General features: G+C 35.0%; 17 protein-coding genes and 1 pseudogene. 3 read left to right on the top strand and 15 right to left on the bottom strand.

Annotated elements, in window-relative coordinates; translation table 11 throughout:
* Positions 1-190 precede the first annotated feature (190 nt).
* From ACTQ5K_RS09780 to rfbA, 5 genes are all read right to left on the bottom strand, one after another.
* Positions 191-1,192, bottom strand: a complete 1,002-nt coding sequence (locus ACTQ5K_RS09780) for an LLM class flavin-dependent oxidoreductase (RefSeq protein WP_441993863.1) — start codon at positions 1,190-1,192, stop codon at positions 191-193.
* A 239-nt stretch (positions 1,193-1,431) separates the two neighbouring features.
* Positions 1,432-2,451, bottom strand: coding sequence for a dTDP-glucose 4,6-dehydratase (rfbB, locus tag ACTQ5K_RS09775; protein WP_441993862.1), 1,020 nt, complete (start codon positions 2,449-2,451; stop codon positions 1,432-1,434).
* Position 2,452: 1 nt separating this feature from the next.
* Entirely contained in the window at positions 2,453-3,307 is an 855-nt protein-coding gene (gene rfbD, locus ACTQ5K_RS09770; protein WP_441993861.1) for a dTDP-4-dehydrorhamnose reductase, read from the bottom strand.
* Positions 3,304-3,870 (bottom strand): dTDP-4-dehydrorhamnose 3,5-epimerase, encoded by a 567-nt coding sequence (rfbC, locus tag ACTQ5K_RS09765; RefSeq protein ID WP_441993860.1) that lies wholly within the window; start codon positions 3,868-3,870, stop codon positions 3,304-3,306. Before rfbC ends, rfbD begins: the two co-directional genes overlap by 4 nt.
* A 21-nt stretch (positions 3,871-3,891) precedes the next feature.
* On the bottom strand, positions 3,892-4,770 hold the full coding sequence (gene rfbA, locus ACTQ5K_RS09760; RefSeq protein ID WP_441993859.1) for a glucose-1-phosphate thymidylyltransferase RfbA: 879 nt from the start codon (positions 4,768-4,770) through the stop codon (positions 3,892-3,894).
* Between the two features lie 512 nt (positions 4,771-5,282).
* Between rfbA and ACTQ5K_RS09755 the strand changes: the two genes are divergently transcribed.
* A complete protein-coding gene (locus ACTQ5K_RS09755) occupies positions 5,283-6,803 on the top strand; it encodes a glycosyltransferase (RefSeq protein WP_441993858.1) in 1,521 nt (506 codons plus the stop codon).
* Positions 6,804-6,825: 22 nt separating this feature from the next.
* Positions 6,826-7,026: a hypothetical protein gene (locus ACTQ5K_RS09750; protein ID WP_441132145.1), complete on the top strand. Its 201-nt coding sequence runs from the start codon at positions 6,826-6,828 to the stop codon at positions 7,024-7,026.
* 65 nt (positions 7,027-7,091) lie between these two features.
* On the opposite strand, the gene ACTQ5K_RS09745 is transcribed toward ACTQ5K_RS09750, so the two are convergent.
* From ACTQ5K_RS09745 to ACTQ5K_RS09700, 10 genes and pseudogenes are all read right to left on the bottom strand, one after another.
* Positions 7,092-8,480 (bottom strand): diguanylate cyclase domain-containing protein, encoded by a 1,389-nt coding sequence (locus ACTQ5K_RS09745; protein ID WP_441993857.1) that lies wholly within the window; start codon positions 8,478-8,480, stop codon positions 7,092-7,094.
* On the bottom strand, positions 8,481-8,618 hold the full coding sequence (locus ACTQ5K_RS09740; protein WP_109769103.1) for a hypothetical protein: 138 nt from the start codon (positions 8,616-8,618) through the stop codon (positions 8,481-8,483).
* A gap of 118 nt (positions 8,619-8,736) precedes the next feature.
* A complete protein-coding gene (locus tag ACTQ5K_RS09735) occupies positions 8,737-11,703 on the bottom strand; it encodes an EAL domain-containing protein (RefSeq protein WP_441993856.1) in 2,967 nt (988 codons plus the stop codon).
* Between the two features lie 294 nt (positions 11,704-11,997).
* Entirely contained in the window at positions 11,998-12,843 is an 846-nt protein-coding gene (locus ACTQ5K_RS09730; RefSeq protein ID WP_419181463.1) for a CheR family methyltransferase, read from the bottom strand.
* Between the two features lie 22 nt (positions 12,844-12,865).
* Positions 12,866-16,083 (bottom strand): annotated as a pseudogene (locus ACTQ5K_RS09725) (response regulator).
* Positions 16,084-16,127: 44 nt separating this feature from the next.
* The gene (locus ACTQ5K_RS09720) at positions 16,128-18,650 is read right to left on the bottom strand and encodes an EAL domain-containing protein (RefSeq protein ID WP_235251481.1); all 2,523 of its coding nucleotides are present in this window, start codon (positions 18,648-18,650) and stop codon (positions 16,128-16,130) included.
* Positions 18,651-19,040: 390 nt separating this feature from the next.
* Positions 19,041-19,979 (bottom strand): LCP family glycopolymer transferase, encoded by a 939-nt coding sequence (locus tag ACTQ5K_RS09715; protein WP_441993855.1) that lies wholly within the window; start codon positions 19,977-19,979, stop codon positions 19,041-19,043.
* A gap of 177 nt (positions 19,980-20,156) precedes the next feature.
* Complete coding sequence (locus tag ACTQ5K_RS09710; protein ID WP_441993854.1) at positions 20,157-21,698, bottom strand: LysM peptidoglycan-binding domain-containing protein; 1,542 nt, start codon at positions 21,696-21,698, stop codon at positions 20,157-20,159.
* A gap of 121 nt (positions 21,699-21,819) precedes the next feature.
* The gene (locus ACTQ5K_RS09705; protein WP_441993853.1) at positions 21,820-22,251 is read right to left on the bottom strand and encodes a hypothetical protein; all 432 of its coding nucleotides are present in this window, start codon (positions 22,249-22,251) and stop codon (positions 21,820-21,822) included.
* Between the two features lie 11 nt (positions 22,252-22,262).
* Positions 22,263-23,285 (bottom strand): peptidoglycan-binding domain-containing protein, encoded by a 1,023-nt coding sequence (locus ACTQ5K_RS09700; RefSeq protein WP_441993852.1) that lies wholly within the window; start codon positions 23,283-23,285, stop codon positions 22,263-22,265.
* A 190-nt stretch (positions 23,286-23,475) separates the two neighbouring features.
* On the opposite strand from ACTQ5K_RS09700, the gene ACTQ5K_RS09695 reads away from it, so the two are divergent.
* Entirely contained in the window at positions 23,476-24,198 is a 723-nt protein-coding gene (locus ACTQ5K_RS09695; RefSeq protein ID WP_441993851.1) for a CAP domain-containing protein, read from the top strand.
* Positions 24,199-24,326 lie beyond the last annotated feature (128 nt).

Raw genomic sequence — 24,326 nt, 5'->3', positions numbered from 1 at the left:
TATGGTTAAAAGTGAGGATTTAAAAAACAAAACGGTGGATCGTGATTTTAAAATAACAGAAGAGCAGAAAGAGAAGCAGCAGGAAAAGAAAAAAGAGGAAAAAGAAGATAAATAATATAAAAGGGTACTGACTTTAACAGATAAGTCAGTACCCTTTCCATTTTATGAAACAATCTAGATATGTTTAAACTTACTTTCCCTCTACTACTTCTCTCAATATTTCATAAGAGCGTTTCTGTTTTTCCTCGTCAAAAATATAAGAAACGGCCATAATTTCATCCACATTAAATCGTTCTTGGAATGCTGTAAGCTGTTTGCGAACAGAATCTTTACTTCCTAAAAGAGTCACACTGGACATCGATTTTGCCATTTCTTCCTCCTGTGAGTTCCAAAGACCATCTAAACTTTCCACTGGTGGCTGAAGGGGCATTTGCGTGCCACGAACTACATTAAGGAAAAATTGATGAGTGGATGTCTGCAATACTGCAGCCTCTTCATCGGTTTCAGCAGCAATTAAATTCAAGCAAACCATCATATATGGTTTGTCCAAATATTTTGAAGGCTTGAAGCGCTCACGATAAATCTTAATAGCATCTGCCATATATCTTGGTGCAAAGTGAGATGCAAAAACATAAGGTAAACCCAAGCTCGCCGCTAAATAAGCCGAATCAGTGGAGGAACCAAGAATATAAATTGGTACATTCGTTCCAACGCCTGGATGTGCTTTTACATACCCTTGGTCTTCTTCAGGTCCGAAATACGTAAGAAGTGCATTAACATCCTCTGGAAATGTATAAACAGAATCCTTTTGCGATCTTCTTAGCGCACTCGCAGTCAGCATATCGGTCCCAGGTGCTCTACCAAGGCCTAAATCAACACGATTCGGATAAATCGTTGCCATTGTTCCAAATTGTTCTGCAACAACTAATGGAGAATGGTTAGGTAGCATCACTCCCCCAGATCCTACAATAATGCTATTAGTATGTTCAAGTGTATGCTTAATTAAAATGGCCGTCGCCGAACTGACAAGTGTAGAAGTGTTGTGATGCTCAGCTATCCAATATCGTTTATAACCCATTTTCTCGGTTGCTTGAGCTAAATCTACCATGGATTCAATTGCTTCTTTAGACGTTTGTCCCTCGCGAATTGGAGCAAGGTTTAGTACAGATAAAGGTATATTTAAATTTGCCATTCTGCAAGATCCTTTCTTGTTTGATTCATCTTTATCATACCAATTGATATCATGGAAACAAACTTATCTGCTTGAAGAAAGGCAGAAGAGAGTTCAGCATCACATTTTTCTATGAAAGGCTACGCACACCAGATGAGCCTTTACATATAAGATGCTCTCTCTTCTATTCTTCCAATACAACTCCGTTCAATATAACACAAGAAAAAGGAAGCAAAAGAATTGCTCCCTTCTGCTTCCCTTTACAACATATACTGCTTCTCAAAATAATTCTGATATTCCCCGCTAATAATTTGCTCCCACCATTCTTTGTTGTCCAAATACCATTGGATGGTTTGAGCAATTCCAGATTCAAATGTATAGGTCGGTTTCCAACCTAACTCTTCAAGTTTAGTTGGATCAATCGCATAGCGTTTGTCATGACCTAAGCGATCGGTTACGAATTCGATTAAGTCTTCTGACTTGCCTAGGGTGCTAATGATGGTCTTTACAACTTCTAGGTTTGTGCGCTCGTTATGCCCACCCACATTGTACACATCGCCATCTACGCCTTCATGAAGCACTAAATCAATTGCTGCACAGTGATCCAGTACATGCAACCAGTCACGAATGTTCTTTCCGTCTCCATAAACAGGAATCTTTTGATCATTTAGAACGCGTGAGATCGTTAATGGAATTAACTTTTCTGGGAAATGATAGGGTCCATAATTATTCGAACAACGTGTAATATTGATTGGCAAGCCAAATGTTTCATGGTATGCACGAACAAGCATATCAGAAGATGCTTTACTTGCACTATATGGACTATTTGGCTGTAATGGCGTATCTTCTGTGAAGAAAGTTGTTGGATCGAAATCTAATTCTCCATACACTTCGTCTGTCGATACATGAACAAATTTCGTTACACCGATTGCCTTTGATGCATCTAATAATACTTGCGTACCGAGCACATTTGTCACGACAAAGATTTCCGGATCTGTAATCGAACGATCCACATGGCTTTCTGCAGCAAAATGAGTCACATAATCAAACTTTTCTTTTTCAAAAAGAGCTGTTATTGCGTCTCGATCGGCAATATCAGCCTTTACGAAATGATAGTTATCCTTCTTTTCGATTTCCTTATGCTTCGTTAAATCACCTGCATAGGTTAATAAATCTACATTATAAATATCGTAATCTGGATATTTATTGACCATATATTGCACAAAGTTTCCGCCGATAAAGCCTGCGCCACCTGTTACTAACACTTTCTTTCTTGCCACCTTAGTTCACCTCTTCTTGTAATTCAGCGATATATCGCGTTAATGCATCCTGCCATGCAGGAAGACGGGGAAAGCCATTCTTCTCTAGCTTGTCTTTTGACATGCGAGAGTTCTTTGGTCGAACAGCTTTAGTCGGATATTGTTCCGTTGTAATACTATTTACTTTCACCTTTTTTCCTGCCACTTGAAAAATCTCTTTCGCAAAGTCAGCCCATGTAGTAAATCCTTCGTTCGATGCATGATAAACTCCGTACTTCTCTGTTTTTACCATATCTAACAAAAGCTTCGCTAAATCAAAGGTGTACGTAGGCGAGCCATATTGATCCCCTACTACATTTAATTCGTCTCTTGTTTCAGCCAGACGAAGCATTGTTTTAATAAAGTTATTGCCATTGATGCCAAATACCCAAGAAATACGAACAATAAAGTACTTGTCCAATAGGGACTGAACAGCTTTTTCCCCTTCATACTTTGTTAATCCATAGTAACCAACAGGATTCGCTGCATCTTCTTCCGTAAAAGGCTCTGTGCCTGTGCCTTCAAACACATAGTCTGTGCTAATATAAATAAATTTAGCATCCATACCTTTTGCCGCAGCTGCCAAATACTTCGTCCCATTCACATTGACATCGAAACAGGTTTCTTTATCGTCCTCTGCATGGTCCACCGCCGTATAGGCTGCACAATGAATAATCGCATCTGGCTTCACGGTATGTACATAGCTTTGCACTTGTTCTTCCTTTGTGATGTCCAGCTCCTTGTGGCCAACACCAATCATTTCATATCCACGTTTTTTTCCTTCTAAAACAACATCATAGCCTAATTGCCCAGAATAGCCTGTTACTAAAATCTTCATTTATTTGCACCAAAAGTAAAATTGTGTTCAGCGTCTTTTAGTAATGGCGCTTTTTCATCTTTCTCCGAAAGAACTGGCTTGATGTCTAGTGGCCATTCAATGCCAATGGTAGGATCACTCCAAAGGATGCCTCGGTCACAATCTGGAGCATATAGGTTATCCACTTTATACTGCACTTCTACATCGTCCGTAATCGTCATAAATCCGTGTGCAAACCCTTGTGGGATTAATAGCTGTTTTTTATTTTCGGCAGAAAGCTCAATCCCAAACCATTTTCCAAATGTTGGACTATTTTCACGAATATCAACCGCTACATCATAAATAGCCCCTTTTGTACAACGGACTAATTTTGTTTGTGCCTTCGGGTTTAATTGATAATGCAAGCCTCGAAGTGTTCCCTTCGTTGCCGAAAAGGATTGATTATCCTGTACAAATGAAATATCGATGCCTGCTTTATGGAAGCTCTCTTCATTGTATGTTTCCATAAACCAACCACGATGGTCTCCGAATACTTTTGGTTCGACTACTTTTAGCCCTTCGATAAATGTTTCTGTTATTTGCATGGTAAAGCACCTCAAATCTAGTTAATATTTAATGTCGCCTTTTGCCACTTTTAATAAATATTGCCCATACCCTGTTTTGGAGTAGAGATTTCCTTGTTCGATCAGGGAATCATTCGTAATCCAGCCATTAATATAGCCAATTTCTTCTGGTGCAGCAATTTTAATTCCTTGATGGTCTTCAATAGTTCGAACAAAATTAGATGCCTCTAATAAACTTTGATGGGTTCCTGTATCTAACCATGTAAAGCCTCTGCCTAATAGCTCTACTTCTAATTCTTCTAATTTCAAGTACGCTTCATTAATGGAAGTAATCTCTAACTCCCCACGATGAGAAGGCTCCACATTTTTCGCAATCTCTACGACACGATTATCATAAAAATATAATCCTGTTATCGCGTAATTAGACTTAGGAGCTTCCGGTTTTTCTTCTACGCTCAAGACTTTTCCATCTGCATTAAATTCCACTACCCCAAAACGCTCGGGATCCTGTACATGGTAGCCAAATACCGTTGCCCCTCTCTCCTTTTGAGCAGCACGCTGCAGAAGTTTTCTCATCCCGCTGCCATAATAAATATTGTCCCCTAAAATCATCGCAACGGAATCATTCCCGATGAATTCTTCACCAATTATAAAAGCCTGCGCTAATCCTTCTGGCTTCGCTTGCACTTTATATTGTAAGGTAATGCCGAATGGAGAACCATCCCCAAGCAGTGCTTCAAATCGAGGCGTATCCTCTGGTGTAGAAATAATTAAAATGTCTTTGATTCCCGCTAACATTAAGGTGGAAAGTGGATAATAAATCATTGGTTTATCGTTAATTGGTAGAAGCTGTTTACTTGTCACTAAAGTAAGAGGATAGAGCCTTGTGCCACTTCCGCCAGCTAGTATAATTCCTTTCATTTAAGAAATTCTCCTTTTCTTTTAAGCATGCAATTTATTTTACCCTAAATATATGACAACTTATATAAATGTAATCAAAATATAATGTTTAACTTGTAAATATAGATAAAAGTTGAAATACTACATATAAAAAAGTAGCAATAATGATAGAAAAAGTCAAAAATCTTACTAGATTTTCAACTTTTTTCTAAGCAAAATAGTATCGTTTGCTTAAATGTTTTATATTGGGACAAACTTACGAGGTTGAAATTTTAAAACTCATGAATAAAACAAAGATTGGGAACAAATAAGAATCCTTCTGGAAACGTAGTTTATCTTTCTATTACAATTGATAGTAATGGTAGAAATTGCAAAGAAATAGTATTATACTATTTCTTGATTTATATATTAACAAAAAGCAAAAATAAAAAGTTCCTAAAACATTGTAAAATAGATGAAACCTACTACTAGTTAAAAGTATGGTATGATATTTCTTATTGACTAAGGAAACAAGGTATGTGGAGGGGTAAAAATTGAAGGTAACAATAGCAATTCCAATCTATAATGCTGCTAGACATTTAAATGTTACATTGGATTCATTAATGAACCAAACAATGGACTCCAGCGATTTTGAAATTATTTGTGTAAATGATCGCTCAACAGATAAAAGTATAGAGGTTATCAATGAATATAAAAAGAAAATGAGTAATTTAATCTTGATTGACCGGGAGGAAAACTCAGGTGGCCCAATGATTCCTCGAAATGATGCGATTGAAGCAGCGAGAGGAGAGTATATTTTATTTTTAGATAATGATGATTTTCTCGGTGAAGAAACATTAGAAAGGTTTTATCGTGCTGCAACAGAACATAAATCAGATGTCATTTATGGAAAATATGTAGGCGTAAATGGTCGTGGAGTGCCTAAATCTATGTTTAAGAAAGGCAATAGATTTCATGCAGATATTATAGAAGATAATTTAGTGTATAGTCTAGCTCCACATAAGATGTTCAACTTACAGTTTGTTAAGGAGAATGGCTTCCGATTCCATCCAAAAGCTGTAGTAGGAGAAGATCAATTATTTGTAATGCAATGCTATATTAATGCAAAAGTAATAACGGTATTATCAGACTATGATTACTATTATGTAGTAGCTAGAGGAAATGAAAATTTAAGCTTAAAATACTTTCCTGCAAATGAATTCTTCTTTTCCTTTAATAGAATTATGGAATTCCTTGAGAACAGTAGCTTGAACGCTCTTTATAAAAGAGAGCTAAAAATCGCCTTTTTAAATCGCTTTTTACATGCAAGTAGATTAAAGGGGCATTTACTTTCTGGATTGCTAAATAAGGAACAAAAGATAGATTGGTTAAATGAAACTAAATTATTTATTGATAACCATGTGGAAGATGATATTATTTCATCTATGCATTCTAGATTCCAATATTTATTAAGGGTAGCGAAGGAAAATAATATAGATAAATTATTAGCTCTTCATGAACAAATTAACAAAGTAACTGCAAATGATGTGACTAAAATAGAAAATAGTTTTATCTATGCAAGATTACGTAAAATCACCAAAGAAGTTGCATTTGATGAAGAACATGTAGTAAACCAATTTAACACCTCTGATGTGTATATTAATGACATGGAATTTGATGATAAGACATTTACAATTAATGGCCAAATGACACAAAGCCTATTAATTAATCAAGACGTAAAATATGAACTTCGCATGGTTCACAGGGCTACAGGATTAGAAATACATCATAAGAATCGATCTCCAGAAGTGCAAAATATGTTTACTTTTTTGGTGAATTATCAAGAAATACTTTTTGATGAAGGGCTTGTGGGTACATGGGATCTTTTTGTAGAAGCATCCATTAATGGTTATGTGAAAAGAAGAAGACTTGGCTCATCAAGGGCGGAGTATCTAAAAGAACATGATATCATTACCTCTTTACAATCATTCGGAAAGGTATACTCTATTCAACCGTTTTATACAAATCCTCGTAACAATATTTCTTTAGAGGTAGTACTCGAGGAAACAAAATAGTAATGAGAAAGGGAGTATATAGATGAAAAAAGTAAAAACATTAGAAAATGTGACAACATATGCTCGTCCTTCTGTTAATGCCATAAAGGTAAACCACTATGAAAAAGCAGGGGTAGAGTTAACAGTTTGGCCTAGCATTAAAGGTTGGTTTGAATTACGTCCAGTAGATTTTGATGGCATAATGAATACAGAATTCATTCAAAAAAAAGATATAACTAAATAAAGATATTAAAAAATACCACATTTTATTTTGTGGTATTTTTTAATATAATATTCATGAAAAAAGCTCTATAAAGTAGACTCTTGTTTATAAGAAAAACTATTTCCACCTTTTTCTTTCACTTTATATAATTCTTTATCCGCCTGTTTAAATAAGTCCTCTATATTACAAGGGGTATGGGGGTCGTAAAATGAAATTCCTATACTTGTCGAGATCTCCAATTCATTTCCACTTATCAAGATTTTTTCATTCACTATTCTGAGAATTCTACCAGCTATCTCGAAAACATCCTCGAGTTTACTTAATTCCGGCAAGACAATCGTAAATTCGTCTCCACCTACTCTTGATAAAGTATCTCTCTTGCGTAGCGAGCTTTTCACTCTTTGCGCGAATATCTTTATCACTTCATCCCCTACATCATGACCAAGCGTATCATTGATATTTTTAAATTTATCGCAATCTAACACCATTATAGCAGTCAACTTTCCTGTACGGTCAGATGTATAAAATGCCTGCTGCAGGCGATCAAGAAATAATCTTCGATTCGGGAGACCCGTTAAATGGTCAGAGTAAGCCATTTCAGATAAATGTTTCTCTTTTCTTCGCATTTCCGTAATATCTGCCGAAATAGAAACAATTCTCTCAATCCCCCCTTCAGAATTTATAACTGGAACGAAACCAGTATTTAACCATACTGAATGGCCATCTTGATGTATTCTCCGTAAATTCACCTGAAAGTACTCTTTCGTTTCAAACATCTTTTTAAATTTTTCTTTAATCTCTTGCAGATCTTCTGGATGAACATTGATAAAAAATTCTTTTCCAATCATCTTTCTGATCGGATACCCTAATATTTTTTCTAAAGAAGGGGAGGCATATAGTATTTTCCCTTGTGGATTTAGTACCTTAATAATATCCATAGAATATTCTGCAATAATTCGAAATCGTTCCTCGCTTTCTCTCATCGCTTTCTCTGCTCTTTTTTTCGTCGTACTGTCTCTAAGCATAACGACAACGGATACTTCTCCATGGTCCTTAATAATGGCAGATGTCGTTTCTGCATAAATAGTATCGCCTTCTAAAGTATAAAATTTTAGTTCTGCCGTCTCCTTATTCACTTGATATTGAGCATGCTTCATTTTTTCTACCATTTGGTTTTGATCACTTGGATAGACAAGATCCAAAAACGGTTTTCCAATTACTTGATTCTTATTTTTCGCCTTTAGAAGTTCTAAACCAGTTTGATTAATAAAGCTTATTTTTTCGTCAGTAAGTATGACGATGGCTTCAGGGGCAGCTTCTACCACACGTTCAAACTTTTCCTCGCTTTCCTCTTGTTTTTTCAAAACTTGTGTATATTCCGTTACATCCTTGTAAGTGCCAACAGCTAAAATAGTTCCTTTATTAACAGGTCTATACGTAGCAACTACGTCAATAAGAGCACCATCTTTACGCATTCACTGTGTTTGAAAACTCGGAATTCTTTGCCCACTCCTTAAATCCTCTAGAAAGTAATTTACTTGTTTTAGATGAAATTCTGGATAAATAGGGGATGTAGATAGCATAATCATTTCTTCTACTTTCCACCCAAGCATCTCCTCAAAGGCTGGATTTCCCTTTAGAATTTCTCCATTTGATTAATCATAAAGATTTCCTTGAATTCTTATTGATTGCACATAGTTTCTCTATAATAATATAAGAAAAATTTCCTAATTATTGAAGCTTTTTAAGATAGCTTATTTTTTCCTCATTTATAAAACTACAATTGGTTAATAAAGGATTTTTACGATATTGCACTGAAAATTTATTTAATAGTTTGGCAAAATAATCTCTTTCTTTATTCTTCATTACAAATTGGATACCATATTGGTAAATATCATTTACTTCATGTTTCCAGACAATATGTCCAGACAATTCTACATGCTCATTTAATATAAATGTTTCAAATTGTAAGTCAATATCTGGTCTAACAGGTAAATCTATATGCGAGAGAATTCTTAATCCACCAATTCCTATATCTTCAATAAGAATTTCAGTTTTCCCTAACTTAACTTTTTTCCCTTTAATGGATACTAAAGACATCGTTGCCTGTAAGGGACGCAGTAAATTAATCCGATAGAAATTCCTTCTATTTGTCATATCTTCCCTCTCCCATTGTGGATCTATTGGTTTTAAAATCTTGTTTTGCAAAAAGGATTGAAATACTTCTTCTCCAACTGATTTACTAAATAAAAATCCTTGTATTTCATCACATTCTTGTTGCTTTAATAAAGATAATTGCTCCTTTGTTTCTACGCCCTCTGCGACAATTTTCATATCCAATCCTTTTGCTAAAAAGATCATCGATTTGACAATCATTGCATCCTTTTTGGAATCAGTTATGTTCCTTACAAAAGACCGATCTAACTTGATCGTATCAATTGGATATTGTTTTAAATAAGTTAACGAAGAATAACCCGTTCCAAAGTCGTCTAATGCAATACGAATTCCAATTTTTTTCAATTGTTGAACAGCTAATGTGACAATTTCTTCATATTGTATTAAAGTAGTCTCTGTTATCTCAAATTCGATTAAGGAAGGATCTGTATTCGTTTCTCTTAAGGTGTGAATAACATTTGGAATAAAATCACTTTTCAATAATCTTTGCGCTGAAATATTAATAGAGATAGGTACAATAGGTAGGTTCATGCTTCTCCAAATGGAGATTCTGTTACAAACCTCTCGAAAAACCCAATCACCAATAGGTAGAATCAACCCATTTTCTTCGGCAATGGGAATAAATTCTCTTGGAGAAACATATCCCCATTCTGGATTTGCCCATCGTACAAGCGCTTCTGCACTTACCATTTTACCAGAAGACGCCTCTACTCTAGGCTGAAACTGAAGAAAAAATTCTTTTTGATCTAGTGCTTTATATAAATCTCTTTCTAGCTGAAATTGCTTGAAGGAAGATATATTTAACAAAGTAGAATAAATTTGATAATTGTTTTTGCCCATTTCCTTTGCTCTATGCAAAGCAGCGTCTGCTTTTTTTACTAGTTCTTCTTTTGTTTGTCCATCAATTGGAAAAGTACTGATACCAACACTTGTCGTTACAAACAATTCATATTCATCGATTATAAAAGACAGTTTCATGGAATCGATAATTCTCTTTGCAATCGTTACTGGAAAGTCTGGTTGCTCAAAATCCCAAAGCAGAATACCGAATTCATCTCCACCAAGTCTTGCAAATAAATAATTAGTCATTTTCAGCTTCCGATCCAACCTTGTTGTAAATTGTTGTAATAGCTTATCGCCAATAACATGACCTAGTCTCTCATTAATCTGTTTAAATCTGTCTAGATTCAAATATAGAACAGAAAAATTTTGATTATTTCGTTGGGAAGTCTGAATTATTTCTTCCATCTTTTCATCAAACATTCGTTTATTAGACAAATCAGTTAAATAATCGTGATAGGCTAAATGCGTTATTTTTTCCTTACTTTTCTTTAAAAAAGTGATGTCTGAAACAATTCCATCTAATCTTTTTACATCTCCTGCCTTATCTAAAACAGGTATCGTTTGATCTTGCACCCATTTTATTTCTCCTTGTTTGGAGATAATTCGATAGGTATGAGTAAGGGATTCACCATGCGATAATTTTCCCCTTAATTGTCTATAGTCTGATAAATCATCTGGATGAATAATAGACTCCCATTCCATTTCCCTCATCTCTTCTGTGTTATATCCCGTAACAAATTTAACACCTGGGGAAGTTAGCAGAAATTTATTTTTTACAACATCAAAAGACCAAATGCCAACCTCTAAATTATCATAAATATTTCTAAATCTCTCTTCAGCTTCTACTAACTTATTTTCTGCAACTTTTCTTTTTGTTATATCTTGAATAACTCCTACATATTTTATCGGACGGGAATTTTCATCCAAAATCAATTCTGCTTGAACAAACACATAAATAGTATTACCATCCATTCTTCTAATTCTATATTCCATTGTGCAGCTTTCTCTATTCTTAAGTGCAGTTTCGTAGATGGAATCGAAATATAGACGATCTTCTGGATGAACGAAGGCCACTATTTTCTTATAGGTAGGAGTAAACATTTTCTGATCAATTCCATATATTTCATAAATCTGCTTTGACCAATAAACTTGATCTTTGACAATGTCATATTCCCAACTTCCGATCTTTGCTACTTGTTGGGCTAATTCAAGATTCTCTTTAACTTTCAATAACTCTTGTCTATTCTTTGTCAACAAGGTTATATCTTTTGCAATTCCATAAATGCCAAGGACTTGCTCTTTTTCTCCCATAATTGGAATATATGTAATTTCAAATGTTAGTGTTTGACCATTCCTATGGATTATTTTAGCTTTGAAATTTTGACTTTCTCCACTTAATGCCTTATTTATATAACTTTTTCTAAGATGTTGATGCTTTTTTATATAAATTTTACTAACGTTTTTATCCAAGTCCTTTTTTTCATAACCAAGTATTTGTTTAAACGATGGATTATAATGCAATACTTTTCCATGGATATCCAATGTAAATACAATATCCGGATGTTTTTCAAATATGGCATAAAACGTTTCCTTGTTTAATAAATATTCTAAGTTGCCTAATTTTATAGGGTGCTCCTCTAATTCTATTTTTTTATCTTTTAAAAAATTAAATCTCGCCATCCCAAAACCATCCTCCAATCTTTATCTTTCCATTTCATTAAAGTGAAAATTTTCATTCATGCCTTTACTGATGGCTAGTTCATCGAATCATTATGGATAGTTGATCTGGTTTGGTCTAATTGAAGTTTAGAATTGGACCAACTATTACTTTTTACCTATTCCTTTCCATCTTACTAAATATACGAAGGGGGTTGTATTAGCTCTCCTTCCTATTTTTCAAAAAAAAGAAATTAGGAACATATTCCTAATTTCTTTTTTATTTACTCCTATTTATAGCAAGGAGTTTCACCAAAGCTATTTTATCTTTCTATACAGCTTTTCCTGTCTGCTTATTTCTTCATAACAACCTGCTATATCGGTAAATAAAATGGATTCTCGATCACCAAGTCCTAAAAATCCAAACATCCCTAAACTATCATAAAAAAGCTGATGTACTTTATTTTGAAGGGCTTTATCAAAATAGATTAATACATTTCTGCAAAAAATAACATGAAACTCATTAAAAGAGCGATCTGTTACTAAATTATGCTGAGCAAACACAATATTTTTTGTTAAATTTATATCAAACTTTACTGTATCGCCTTTTACATCGTAATAATCAGAAAATGCTTTGGCACCTCCCGCTTTTAAATAATTGGTCGTAAACTTTCTCATATTTGCGATTGAAAATACGCCCGTTTTTGCAACCTTTAAAACATCTGCATTAATATCCGTTGCATATATTTTCGTTTTCTCATAAATACCTTCTTCTTGGAGGAGAATTGCCATAGAATATACTTCTTCCCCCGTTGAACAGCCTGCATGCCAAATTCGAATCGAGGGATATGTCCGTAAAAAAGGAACTATCTTTTCTCGAAATGCTAAGAAAAAAGCTGGATCACGAAACATCTCTGTCACATGGATAGAAAAATCTTGAATCAATCTTTTAAGGCAGTCCGAATCATGCAGAATTTTTTCTAATAAACCAGTGATACTTCCTAATTTCTCTGCATGCACACGATGCCATATTCTTCTTCGAATCGAATTATATGCATAATTCCGATAGTCATATCCACACCAGGCGTATAAGCCCTGTAATAGTAATTCAATTTCAATTTTTTCCTTATCTTTTCCATTTACTTGTTGATATTCTTTCATCATCTCATGGTCCGCCCATTATCCATTATTCTCTTCCTTCTACTGGGTAGAGCCACACACTGATTAAAGAAAGAAGTTGATCAGATTGGATTGGTTTCGTAATATAATCAGATGCTCCAGCTTTCAAACATTTTTCACGATCCTCTTTCATCGCTTTTGCTGTTAGCGCAATTACAGGAATTTCTTTTAATTTATCATCCAGTCGTATTCGTCTTATTGCTTCATACCCATCTATTCAGGCATCATAATATCCATTAACACTAAATCAATTTCTTCCATTTTATCTAGCATTTCAAGTGCCTCTCTACCATTCTCTGCAAATAGTATTTTCATCCCATGCATTTCTAATACACTTGATAATGCATAGACATTCCGAACATCATCATCCACAAGAAGAATCTGCTTTCCCTCTAACGCTTTCGTTTTCTGGAATTTATCGGAATCTTGGTTTTCTTCTATATAATATTCTTGGTTTACGCTTAAATATAACTCCAATTCCTCCTTTAAGCGATGTGGTGCATGTGAATCTTTAATAATGATAGTATCAGCATATTTATTTAAAAATAACTCCTCCTTAGAGGTAAGGGAACGAGCAGTATATATAAAAACCTTTAAATCTTTATTTGTATGATCTTTTTTGATTTCTTCTAATAAAGTAAACCCACTTGTATCTGTTAAGCCCAAATCAAGGATGATACAGTCAAATTGATTTACTTTTAACTCTTCTATCGCTTCAAAGCCAGTTGATACCGCTTTAATTATTACATTTTTATCGCCTATATATTCCATTAAATAATTTCGTTGAATGCTATCATCATCCACAATTAATAGTCTTTTAATATCAGTTTCTTGCACAACGCTATATTGCTTATACGGAACCTCTACACTATATGCTTGTTCCTTCGTAGCAGCTATTTCCTCCTCCATCACAAAGGTGGAAATATCCTTCTTCTCTTCCTGATAATCGCCAACAATAAAGGTAAACGTGCTCCCCTTCCCTTCCTCACTTTCCACCTCAATACGACCACCTAAAAGCTCAGAAAGCTCTCGGCAAATAGACAGACCTAATCCAGTCCCTCCAAATTTCCTGTTTGTTGTGCCATCAGCCTGCTGAAATGCTTGGAAGATTAATTCTTGTTTTTCTTTCGGAATGCCAATTCCTGTATCTCTAATAGAAAATCTAAATTCATCCTTTTGATTCGCTTCAATCTCGAATACGATTCCACCTTGCTGGGTAAATTTAAACGCATTAGATAATAAATTCTTTAAAAGCTGTTTCAATCGCTGTTCATCATTATATAAATAGGAAGCCTGATTATCCTTTAATACAATATTAAATCGTATGTTCTTTTGAATTGCTATTGGTCTAAAATTATTTTCAAGAAATTCTACTAATTCATCCATCTGGATATGACTTGGGTTCACATCCATTTTTCCTGATTCAACCTTTGCTAAGTCTAAAATATCATTAATCAAGGTTAATAAATCATTTCCTGAAGAATAGATAGTTTTCGCATATTCTATTTGTTTTTCTGATAAATTGCCTTCATGATTGTCGGATAGAAGCTGTGATAATATCAATAGACTATTTAACGGTGTTCGAAGTTCGTGAGACATATTTGCTAGAAATTCAGATTTATACTTTGAACTAAGCACTAACTCCCTGGCTTTGTTTTCTAACTCTGCACGGGCATGTTCTACCTCTCGATTTGATTTTTCAAATTGTCTATTCTGATCTTCTAAAATAAGCGCTTTTTCTTTTAACTCTGCATTTGTTTGCTCAAGCTCTTCTTGCTGTGCTTGCAGGTTTTTCTCAGATTGTCTCAGCGCCTGTGTTTGTTCTTCCAATTCTTCATTAGAAGCTCTTAATTCCTCCTGCTGGGATTGCAATTCTTCACTTTGAGCTTGTACTTCTTCTGTTAATGCTTGGGATTCTTCTAATAGCCTCGCCAATTGGATTCTTCCCATCACACTATCAATGATAATACCTAATCCCTTGACCACTTCTTCTACAAATTCCTGCTGCTGTGTGCTAAATGGTCGGAAGGATGCCATTTCTAAAACTGCTTTTACATCCCCTTCAAAAAGAATTGGAATGACATATAGATTCAGTGGAGTTGCTTCACCAAGTCCAGACTTTACACTTACATAATCAGCAGGAACGTTTGTAAGAAGAATAGGTGTCTTTTCAAGAACTGCTTGCCCAATCAAACCTTCTCCGCCTTCAAATTCAATTGTCATATGCTTTCTCTCTTTATATGCATAGGACGAAAGCAGATTATACTTTTGTTTACTTGCTTGTGGAGTAGATGATTTTATATAAAACACTGCATGACATGCCTCCACTAAAGGCACTATTTTGGAAAGGAATGTACGAGATAATGATTCTAAATCATGATTCCCACTTAAGCTTGTTGTGATTTCAGCCATATTGGATTTATTCCATAGTAATTTCTGTTCTCTCTCCATTTGTTCTTCTAAAGACTGGGTCATGCGATTAAATGATTTTGCAACATCGCCAATCTCATCTTTAGCAGTATCCTCCACCTTTTTAGATAGATCTTCCTTTCCGTTAGCAACATTGGCCATAATACTTGAGACTTTATTTAAGCGTGTAGATATAGACCACACATTTTTAAAGACAAATCCAGTAATAATTAGAAGAGAGACCATAATAAAAATACTGCCAATTAAAATCCGCTTAAATGTATTGCTTGAAACCTCTTCAAAAGAAGTAAGTAAATTCGTTTCAAAATGATCGGTGATAGTGGAAATTACTTGAAAAAAATCCTCATGTATCGAATTCGATTTGCTGTTCATTAATGTGCTAGCACCCTCTATATTTCCCGACTCTACCATTTGCACAAACTGATCTTTATATATATTAAACTCTTGATTGATCGCTTTTAATTCTTCCATCAGTTTTTGTTGTTCCGCTGTGGTCACTTTTGCATTCAGTGCAGCTATATCCTGAGAAATCGAATTACTTTCTGTGTCTAAGTTGGATATTTCATTCTCGATTGCAGTTTCATCACTTAAAATAAGTAAATTTCTTATACTGATTGCCTCATTCTTAACCTCTCTATGAATATGCTCTGCTAAAAAGGATAGCTCATAATTCGATTGTGATGAGGTTTTTATTTTGCTGATAGAGGAAAGCTGGTACCATACAATGGCAATCAATAGAAAAAATAAAACAGGCAATATGCTAAGCAGTAAGATTAATTTTGATTTTATTTTCATAAATAGGCTCCTATAAGTCTATATTTCTAGATAATAGTCAGATTTTACGCTTGTCGAAATTTCCCTTCTTCCATACAGGCATTGTATACCTTTGCCATAGCTTGTAAGCGGTCCGTTACCATCAGTTTTTGAAAAATTCTTGTTATATGATTTTTAACCGTATGCTCACTAATAAATAATTTGTCTGAAATCTCCTTATTACTTAAGCCTTGTACAATCAACTCAAACACATCCATTTCTCTCTTGGAAATAGAATAGATCTCTTTTGTTTTATTTAAAGCAGCAGTTAAGATTTCCTGATTTTCATCAAAACTTCCATTCAATGGAGAAGCCTTTGTATACGGGACTCTTTTTTGTTTCAATAGGGGCTCACTCTCTAATAAAGCATCTTTTTTGAGAAGTGCCTTTTCTCGATTTATCGTTAATAAATATTCAAGTTTCTCTGAAGGAATAGGAGGGCTAAATAAGTATCCTTGGACTTCTTGGCAATGAAGTTCTTTTAATAGATTTAATTGTTCTTCTGTTTCCACACCTTCTGCAATGACAGACATACGCAAAGCTTTTGCCAAAGAAATAATCGACTGTATTAAAGCAATGCCTTCTGTATTTTTGTTGGATAATTCTTGAATAAATGTTTTATCAATTTTTATTGTCTGAAATGGGAAGCGTCTTAAATAGTTTAAGGAAGAAAAGCCTGTCCCAAAGTCATCAATTGTTAAATGGATCCCCATTTTTTTAAAATGATGAAATAGCTTGCCGATATAGGTTTCGTTCCCTAATAGAACCGACTCGGTGATCTCTATCTCGATAAGATTCGGATTCGTGTCTGTTTCCATTAAAATATCTTTCATTTTTGTTAATAAATCCTTCTGCAGAAACTGTCGTGCCGAGAAATTGACTGCCACTCTTATTGGAGAAATACCTTTCTTTTCCCATAGTTTAATTTGTTCACATGCTGACCGAAATACCCATTCTCCAATTTCAATGATGGTTCCTATTTCCTCAGCTAGTGGGATAAATTCACTTGGCATAATAATTCCCCAATTTGGATGTTCCCAGCGAATCAATGCTTCAGCACCATTAATTTGGTTTGTCTTTAAATCGATCTTTGGCTGATAAACGAGTTTTAGCTCATTTCTTTCCACTGCCTTACGCAAGTCATTTTGCATAATAAATTTCCGATAAGTTTGTAGATTCATTCCTGAATGAAAAACATTATATTGATTTTTTCCTGCTTCCTTCGCTCGATACAAAGCAGCATCAGCATTTTTTGATAATATAGAAGTTTCCCCTCCATCATAGGGAAAAATACTGATACCAATACTAGTCGTAATAAATAATTCGTAATTATCTATATGTATTGGCTTCTTAAATGCTTGTAAAATATATTCTGCTTTTTCTAAGGCCGTTTCTCTATTCGTATTTGGAAGAATGATATTAAATTCATCCCCACCAACTCGTGCAACAAAATCATGATTACGCATACATTGTTTTAATATTTTCGAGATTTCACACAGCACTCTATCCCCAATATAGTGGCCAAGGGAGTCATTTATATATTTAAAACGGTCCATATCAACATATAATAATGCCAGCGGTTCAAAATTATCTTTCGCTTTATCCACCAATTTCTGTAATTGATCGTTAAACAGTCTTCTATTGGGTAAATCTGTTAGCCCATCATGATAGGCCATATGTGTAATCCTGTGCTCATCTTCCTTTTTCTTCGTAATATCACGAATCGTACAGGCAATTATACATTTCTCTTGAACATACCTTTTACCTAATTGAATGTCAGCAGGGAAAGTGGTTCCGTCCTTTCTCGTCAGCTTCATTTCTTTGCTATTTTCGTAAATACTATCTAAACTACGTATTACTGGTAAAATAGCATCTAGACATTTTTGCGACTTTCCACCAGAAAATAACGTTGTAATATTTTCGTTTAGCAATTCTTGCTCTTGATAAAGAAACATCTTTTCAACAGTTGGATTCACTTTCAAAATAATTCCATCTTTATCTAAAACTAGCATAGAATCAATAGATGTATCACTTATTACATTAGCCAAAGCTTCAGAAACTAATAATTCAGAGGAAATTCTCCTTAATTCTTTATTGGCTTTCTCTAATTCTAGTTTCTTTTCTTCTAAACGTTCTGCTTGCTGTTTTAACAGTTGATTCATCTTATAAATTTCTACAAGACTTTCCACTTTTGCTTTTAGAATAATCGGATCAAAAGGTTTTAGAATATAATCGATTGCTCCAAGGGAGTAACCTGTAAAAATATGCTCTGAATCCATATTATTTGCCGTTATAAACAGAATGGGGATATTTTTTGTTTTTTCTCTTGCTTTAATAATCTTCGCTGTTCCAAAACCATCCATTCCTGGCATTTGGACATCTAATAAAATGGCTGCAAAGTCATACTTTAGTAAATATTTCAACGCCTCTTCCCCAGAAACGGCCTTTATCAAATTGTAATCTTTCTGTTCAATAATCGCCTCTAAAGCCAGTAAATTTTCCGGTCGATCATCTACTAATAATATATTTATACTATCATCACTTCTCAATTTTTCTTCACCCCTTAGGAATAAAGTCTGAATTTTAGTTATTATTACTTGTATATACTAAGAATATAGTAAAATCCTATTAATTCCAATAGAAGTTTTTGCAAATGAAAGGGGCATATGAGTGACTTTTATCCTAATAAACTAAGGCTAATGTGGAAAGTTCTCTTTGAAGTTCAAAAACGAAGTATTAACCGGAAGACCAAATTGGTGAGTTTCTTTATCGTCCAGAAAAAATAATATCCATTAACTATGACTAAGCTAATAAGTTCCACAGAAACCTTGATACATAAAGAAAAGACGTATGCCAATTCATACGCCAACTCTTGTTTCACTTATTAACAAAAAACGGAACCCATTGCTGGAAGCGTTCATGTCCTTTTTGTTCACTTATTACTGCATATTCCCCACTAACATATCATGTACTTTAGCCTTCTCTTCCTCTGAAACATTTAAATAGTATGTTTGTCCAGGAGGAGTGCCCTGTCCGCTAACTTCATACTGCTCGACAGATTTACGGACGCTTCGATAATTCTTCTGTATATCCATCATTTGATCAAAAGTAATATTGGTTTTTACATTATCTCCAAGCGTATCGAGAATCTCACCGAAATGCGTAATAGTAGATATTCCTGTTGCTTTATCTATTATTGCACTAATGACTTTGCGCTGTCTTTCATTCCGACCAAAGTCGCCTTGAGGATCCAAGTGACGCATTCGTACATATCCAAGTGTTTTGGGCCCATCTAGTGTTAATTTACCGGTTTTATAATGATAGCCTTTTTTATAATACCCTTCATCAATCCAGTCCAACTCATTATTTACGGTAATTCCACCAATGGCATCAACCAAGTCACTTAGTGCTTCCATATTAACTTGGATATAGTAATCCATCTTCACATCAGTGAAAGCTTCTACCGTATCCTTCGCCATTTTAACACCGCCCCATGCATATGCCGCGTTAATTTTTGTCACTCTTCCATCCCCTATGATTTCTGTTTTCGTATCACGTGGAATACTTACCATTTGCATTTTTTCTTTTTGGGGATTCAAAGTCATGACAATAAGTGTATCTGATCTGCCGACATCCCCCTCTCTTTCATCTACTCCCATAAGTAGAATGGAGATTGGCTGTTTATTATTAAGTTCTTCTTCTCTTTCTTTTTTTTCGGAACTAGAATCTTCTTCGAGAGGATTATACATCTTGTTAGCTGTCTCTTCTACACTATGAAATAGATAAAACAAATAAGATCCTAACCCAATGACAAGTATTCCAAAGATTGCCCCTAAAGTAATCCATATCTTTTTCTTTTTACTTTTCCTTGTTCTCATTCCCGCTCTCACTTTCTATTGAATTGTCTTTACATCATAATATTACAATACAAAAATGAGAAAACAATGAAAACAGAGACAGCGTTTCAGGTCATTGAAAAACTCGGAGCTATTGTTTATTGCTCGTTCTCATTTCCTAGTTTAGATATTAATTTTTTCTCTGTGGAGACCATTTCCCTAATATACTCGCTTTGCTCCAACATAATACTGGGACCAATAGGAGTTATCCATGGAATAGGCAGCAATTCCTTTTGAGCTTGTGGCAGAAATAAATTGATTGTCACCCATATAAAACCCTACGTGGGAAATCGTTCCAGTTGAGTTTACGGCAAAGAAAACTAAGTCGCCAGGCTGCAAGTTAACCCTTTGAATGGCAGTTCCTGTATTATACATACCTGCAGAAGTATTGCGAGCCATAGAGACACCATGTTGGTTAAACATATAGGAAACAAAACCAGAACAGTCGAACCCTTTTGGCGTTGTGCCTCCCCATACATATGGGACTCCAAGATAGTTATTGGTGTCACTTATTAGTGCTTTTTTGACAATGGCATGGTTGATAGCTGTCGTTGTTGCTTCATCCGCATTTCCTGTTACAGGCAGAAGATAATCCATTTGGAAATGTTGAATTGCCTCTTTGGCGGTCACACTTGGATTACCAGTTGTTGCTGGTACAGCATAGTAACCAAGCGTTTGTAAATTTTTCTGGACGGTTGCTAAATTTGTATTTGAAGTAGTTGTATCTACTGCTTGTCCATTCGGAATGGTCAATACTTGCCCAACTCGGATTATGTCACTAGTAAGCTTATTGGATTCTTTTATTTGGTCTACAGTTACATTGTATTTATTGGCTATTAAAGATAAAGAATCACCGCTTACTACTGTATATGTTTGGCTTGCACCACTGCCAGCGGTTGAATCAGTTGCTGAGACGGTTAATACTTGGCCAACATAAATGTTATTAGAAGATAATCCATTCATATTCTTAAGATTATCGACAGTTGTACCGTATCGGGTGGCAATTGCAAAGAGTGAATCTCCTGATACAACAGTGTATTTGCTCGTTTGGTTCTTTGAAGCGGCAGGGGTGGAATTGGAATTGCTCGTAGTACCTGTATCGGCAGTTATTAGTTTCGGAATAATTAAGACTTGCCCAAGTGTTGTTCCATCACTGGTTAAGTTATTTGCTTCTTTAATTGCAGCTACACTCACATTATATTTTTTGGCCAAAACGGTTAAATAATCTCCAGTTCCAACTTTATGAAAAGTTTGCGGAATAATAAGCTTTTGATTAAGATTGAGTGAGTCTGATGATAACTGATTTGCTTGTTTCACTTGATCCACAGTGGAATTATACTTTTGGGAGATATTCCAAAGTGTATCGCTTGATTTAACTACATAATAAACAGAGCTTGTAGTTTGTGTTTGAACAGTTGTGGTACTTAATCCTGCTGCTTGTGCAGAATTTGGTGGATCCATCATAAAAGGAATGGCAGTTACCGCAATACCCCCAACCACCACTTTAATCATCTTGACCTTTAGATTTGGATAGCGGTCATGCAACATTTTCTTTGCAGCAGCTAAAATAGAAGTCTTTTCCTTATGAATGGTTCCCAGTTCCTCACCAAACTCTGCTAAATAATCGTCTGCAAAAATAATTAATGTATATTCATTGCTTTGGTCATCCTTCTTCAACTCATACCTTTGAAATGCTTCCATGATTTCTCTCCTTTGTATTATGAGGACTAGAGACCAATAGATCACAAGAGGACAGGTAATCGTTTCTTTTTATAAAATAACTTGAACCTCTGTCCTCTTCACTCAAAGTATCCTAATTCCCTTATTTTATAAAGAGTTCTGTATTTGTTTTTGCTGGGGTAAGTACCTTTACATCTATTTGAGAAGTGGTGCTTTTCATTTTGTATGGAACCGAAAATGTTTGCCAGTCATTGGTAAGCTCTATTGGCATTTTTTTCTCATTGATAAAGGTTCCTCTAGCATCTGTTTCTTGTATTACTATTAGATACTTTCCATTCCCCTTTAAATTTATGCTAGGTTGAATTTGGAGAGAAGAAAATTCCCCAGGCAATGTATAGACAAACCCCTCTTCCTTTTTCTCGCCTTTTGTCTTTACTACGTATTCCTCTTGATTAATCTTTTCTACTGTAGCATTTATCCCAAAATACTTTGGAGCTTCTTCTATTGCCATAAACGAAGTAGGAAAAGAGAATAGAAATAGAAGAAATGTGATTAAAAGAAATTGTTTTTTCATGCAAATCACTCCTATTTAGATTTTGTAACACTATCCAATTTAGCCAGTGTAACGGGCCCTGCGATTCCATCAGCTGTCAGCTTATATTTTTTTTGAAAAGCAATCACTGCTTTCTTTGTGGCTGTGTCATATTTACCGAGCGCCTTTCCTTTATAGATTTTTGTTTTTATTAATTTATTCTGCATATCTTTAACAGCTGTTCCTTGAGAGCCTTGTTTTAAGGTAGGATATTTTTTCACGGCTACTGTAGTCGTTTTAGTAGCAGCTATAACACTATCCAATTTTGATAATGTGGCAGTTCCTGCAATTCCATCCGCTTTTAACTTGTATTTTTTTTGAAAAGCAATAACCGCTTTCTTCGTAGCAGTATCATAAACACCATTAACTTTTCCTGTGTATAGTTTCGTTTTCTTCAGCTTATTTTGCATATCCGTAACTGCTGCCCCTTTAGAGCCAGATTTAAGAGTCGGATATTTCGTTTGTTTGGCCGACGTTACGGCTTTTGCAGTCGCTGTACTTTTCGCCGCAGTCACAGATGTCGTAGTCGTTGTCTTAGCTGGAGGAACAACTTTCATCCCACGACTATGCATTTCCTTTACAAAGGTTGAATCATATTGTGTCGTTATTTTTAAGGACCCATCTGCGTTTATATCAAAATAACTTGGAGAAACTAGGCTTAAATTCCCCTGTGTTTTATCAATTTGCGAAATATACGATTTGGTATTGCCAAAATAAAGATAGGACATATTAAAGGTCACTTCATGGGCTTCTGCCTTTTGAAAAGGAAAGCTTGCCAAAATAACTGTCCCAACCGCCAAAATAATGGTCGCTTTTTTGATCTTAGGAAATTCTTTTTTTATAAACTGTTCGGTTGCAGTAATTAGCGTTTTCCCATTCTTCTTTGTCGTGTAAAAAAATTCACTTCCAAACTCTGTATCATAGGAAGGTTGCTCGTCCTCTTTCATTCGCAAAATAAGTGTATACTCTCCATTTACTTCTTTTATATCTACTTGGTCAAAATTTCTCAGTTTCACTTTTTCACCCCCTGCAATTAGTATGGATTCAGGGGGACCGTTCTACTGCCGATATGCCAATGCCAATTGATGGAAAATACAACGAGAGATACGTCTATACATATTTTCTTTTAATTCCCATATGTAATTTTGTTTAAAGTTGAAAAAATAAAAAGGTAAAAACTTAATAAATAAAAAGGAGCAAATCATAATGAAGGTTAAAAATATATTTTCTATCCTAGCTTGTATGCCTTTTCTAGTGCTTGCTGGATGTAATAATACTGATCGAGAAGCGATGGATTGGGATTCCAACCATCGTTACAATGAGGATACAATTTCTAGCTTAACGACAAATGTAGATAGTAAAAAATATCCACATACACAGCCAATAAAGGTTCAAGATGCAAAATATGAATTCCGTACAATTGTAGGAACTTACGAACCAAATGCAGCAAATAGACAAAACCAAAAAGCTACGCCAAAACAACAAACGAATCAAGGGGCTCAGCCTGCACCACAGACTACCCCTTCTACTAATGCAGACGATAAGAAAGAACCAAGTAACTTTGTTGCATCTGTTATTGACCTAACAAATGCGGAAAGAAAAAAACAAGGTCTTCCAGCATTACAAGCATATCCTGAATTAAACAATGTAGCTGATATGAAAGCGAAGGATATGAATGACAAAGGATATTTTTCTCATACTAGTCCAACCTATGGCTCTCCCTTTGACATGATGAGAGACTTTGGAATCACTTATCAATCCGCTGGCGAGAATATCGCCCAGGGACAGCGTTCTCCTGAAGAAGTAGTAGAAGCGTGGATGAACAGTGAGGGACACCGCGCAAATATCCTAAATGATAAGTACACACATATTGGGGTTGGCTTTGATGAAGGTGGTTATGAATGGGTACAGATGTTTGTAAAGAAGTAAGTATCCGCCGGTAGAATCGGCGGTTTTAATTTCGCCCTATAAGGGCACTTTACCAACGAAGCCCCTAAAGGGACCTCTAAATTGACCGCCAACCGTTTACTCTCCCTACTTTTCTTTAAATGGATCGA

Origin of the sequence: Niallia sp. Sow4_A1 (genome assembly GCF_052116745.1) — a bacterium.
GTDB lineage: Bacteria > Bacillota > Bacilli > Bacillales > Cytobacillaceae > Niallia > Niallia hominis.
This window is presented reverse-complemented; position numbering and strand designations above follow the sequence as displayed.

What these genes read in the sequence shown, in the direction of transcription:
- ACTQ5K_RS09715 (WP_441993855.1), bottom strand. Translation starts at nt 19,979, where the DNA reads ATGAGAACAAGGAAAAGTAAAAAGAAAAAGATATGGATTACTTTAGGG.
- rfbA (WP_441993859.1), bottom strand. Translation starts at nt 4,770, where the DNA reads ATGAAAGGAATTATACTAGCTGGCGGAAGTGGCACAAGGCTCTATCCT.
- ACTQ5K_RS09695 (WP_441993851.1), top strand. Translation starts at nt 23,476, where the DNA reads ATGAAGGTTAAAAATATATTTTCTATCCTAGCTTGTATGCCTTTTCTA.
- rfbC (WP_441993860.1), bottom strand. Translation starts at nt 3,870, where the DNA reads ATGCAAATAACAGAAACATTTATCGAAGGGCTAAAAGTAGTCGAACCA.
- ACTQ5K_RS09730 (WP_419181463.1), bottom strand. Translation starts at nt 12,843, where the DNA reads ATGATGAAAGAATATCAACAAGTAAATGGAAAAGATAAGGAAAAAATT.
- ACTQ5K_RS09710 (WP_441993854.1), bottom strand. Translation starts at nt 21,698, where the DNA reads ATGGAAGCATTTCAAAGGTATGAGTTGAAGAAGGATGACCAAAGCAAT.
- ACTQ5K_RS09745 (WP_441993857.1), bottom strand. Translation starts at nt 8,480, where the DNA reads ATGCGTAAAGATGGTGCTCTTATTGACGTAGTTGCTACGTATAGACCT.
- ACTQ5K_RS09780 (WP_441993863.1), bottom strand. Translation starts at nt 1,192, where the DNA reads ATGGCAAATTTAAATATACCTTTATCTGTACTAAACCTTGCTCCAATT.
- rfbD (WP_441993861.1), bottom strand. Translation starts at nt 3,307, where the DNA reads ATGAAGATTTTAGTAACAGGCTATTCTGGGCAATTAGGCTATGATGTT.
- ACTQ5K_RS09735 (WP_441993856.1), bottom strand. Translation starts at nt 11,703, where the DNA reads ATGGCGAGATTTAATTTTTTAAAAGATAAAAAAATAGAATTAGAGGAG.
- ACTQ5K_RS09705 (WP_441993853.1), bottom strand. Translation starts at nt 22,251, where the DNA reads ATGAAAAAACAATTTCTTTTAATCACATTTCTTCTATTTCTATTCTCT.
- ACTQ5K_RS09750 (WP_441132145.1), top strand. Translation starts at nt 6,826, where the DNA reads ATGAAAAAAGTAAAAACATTAGAAAATGTGACAACATATGCTCGTCCT.
- ACTQ5K_RS09740 (WP_109769103.1), bottom strand. Translation starts at nt 8,618, where the DNA reads ATGCTTGGGTGGAAAGTAGAAGAAATGATTATGCTATCTACATCCCCT.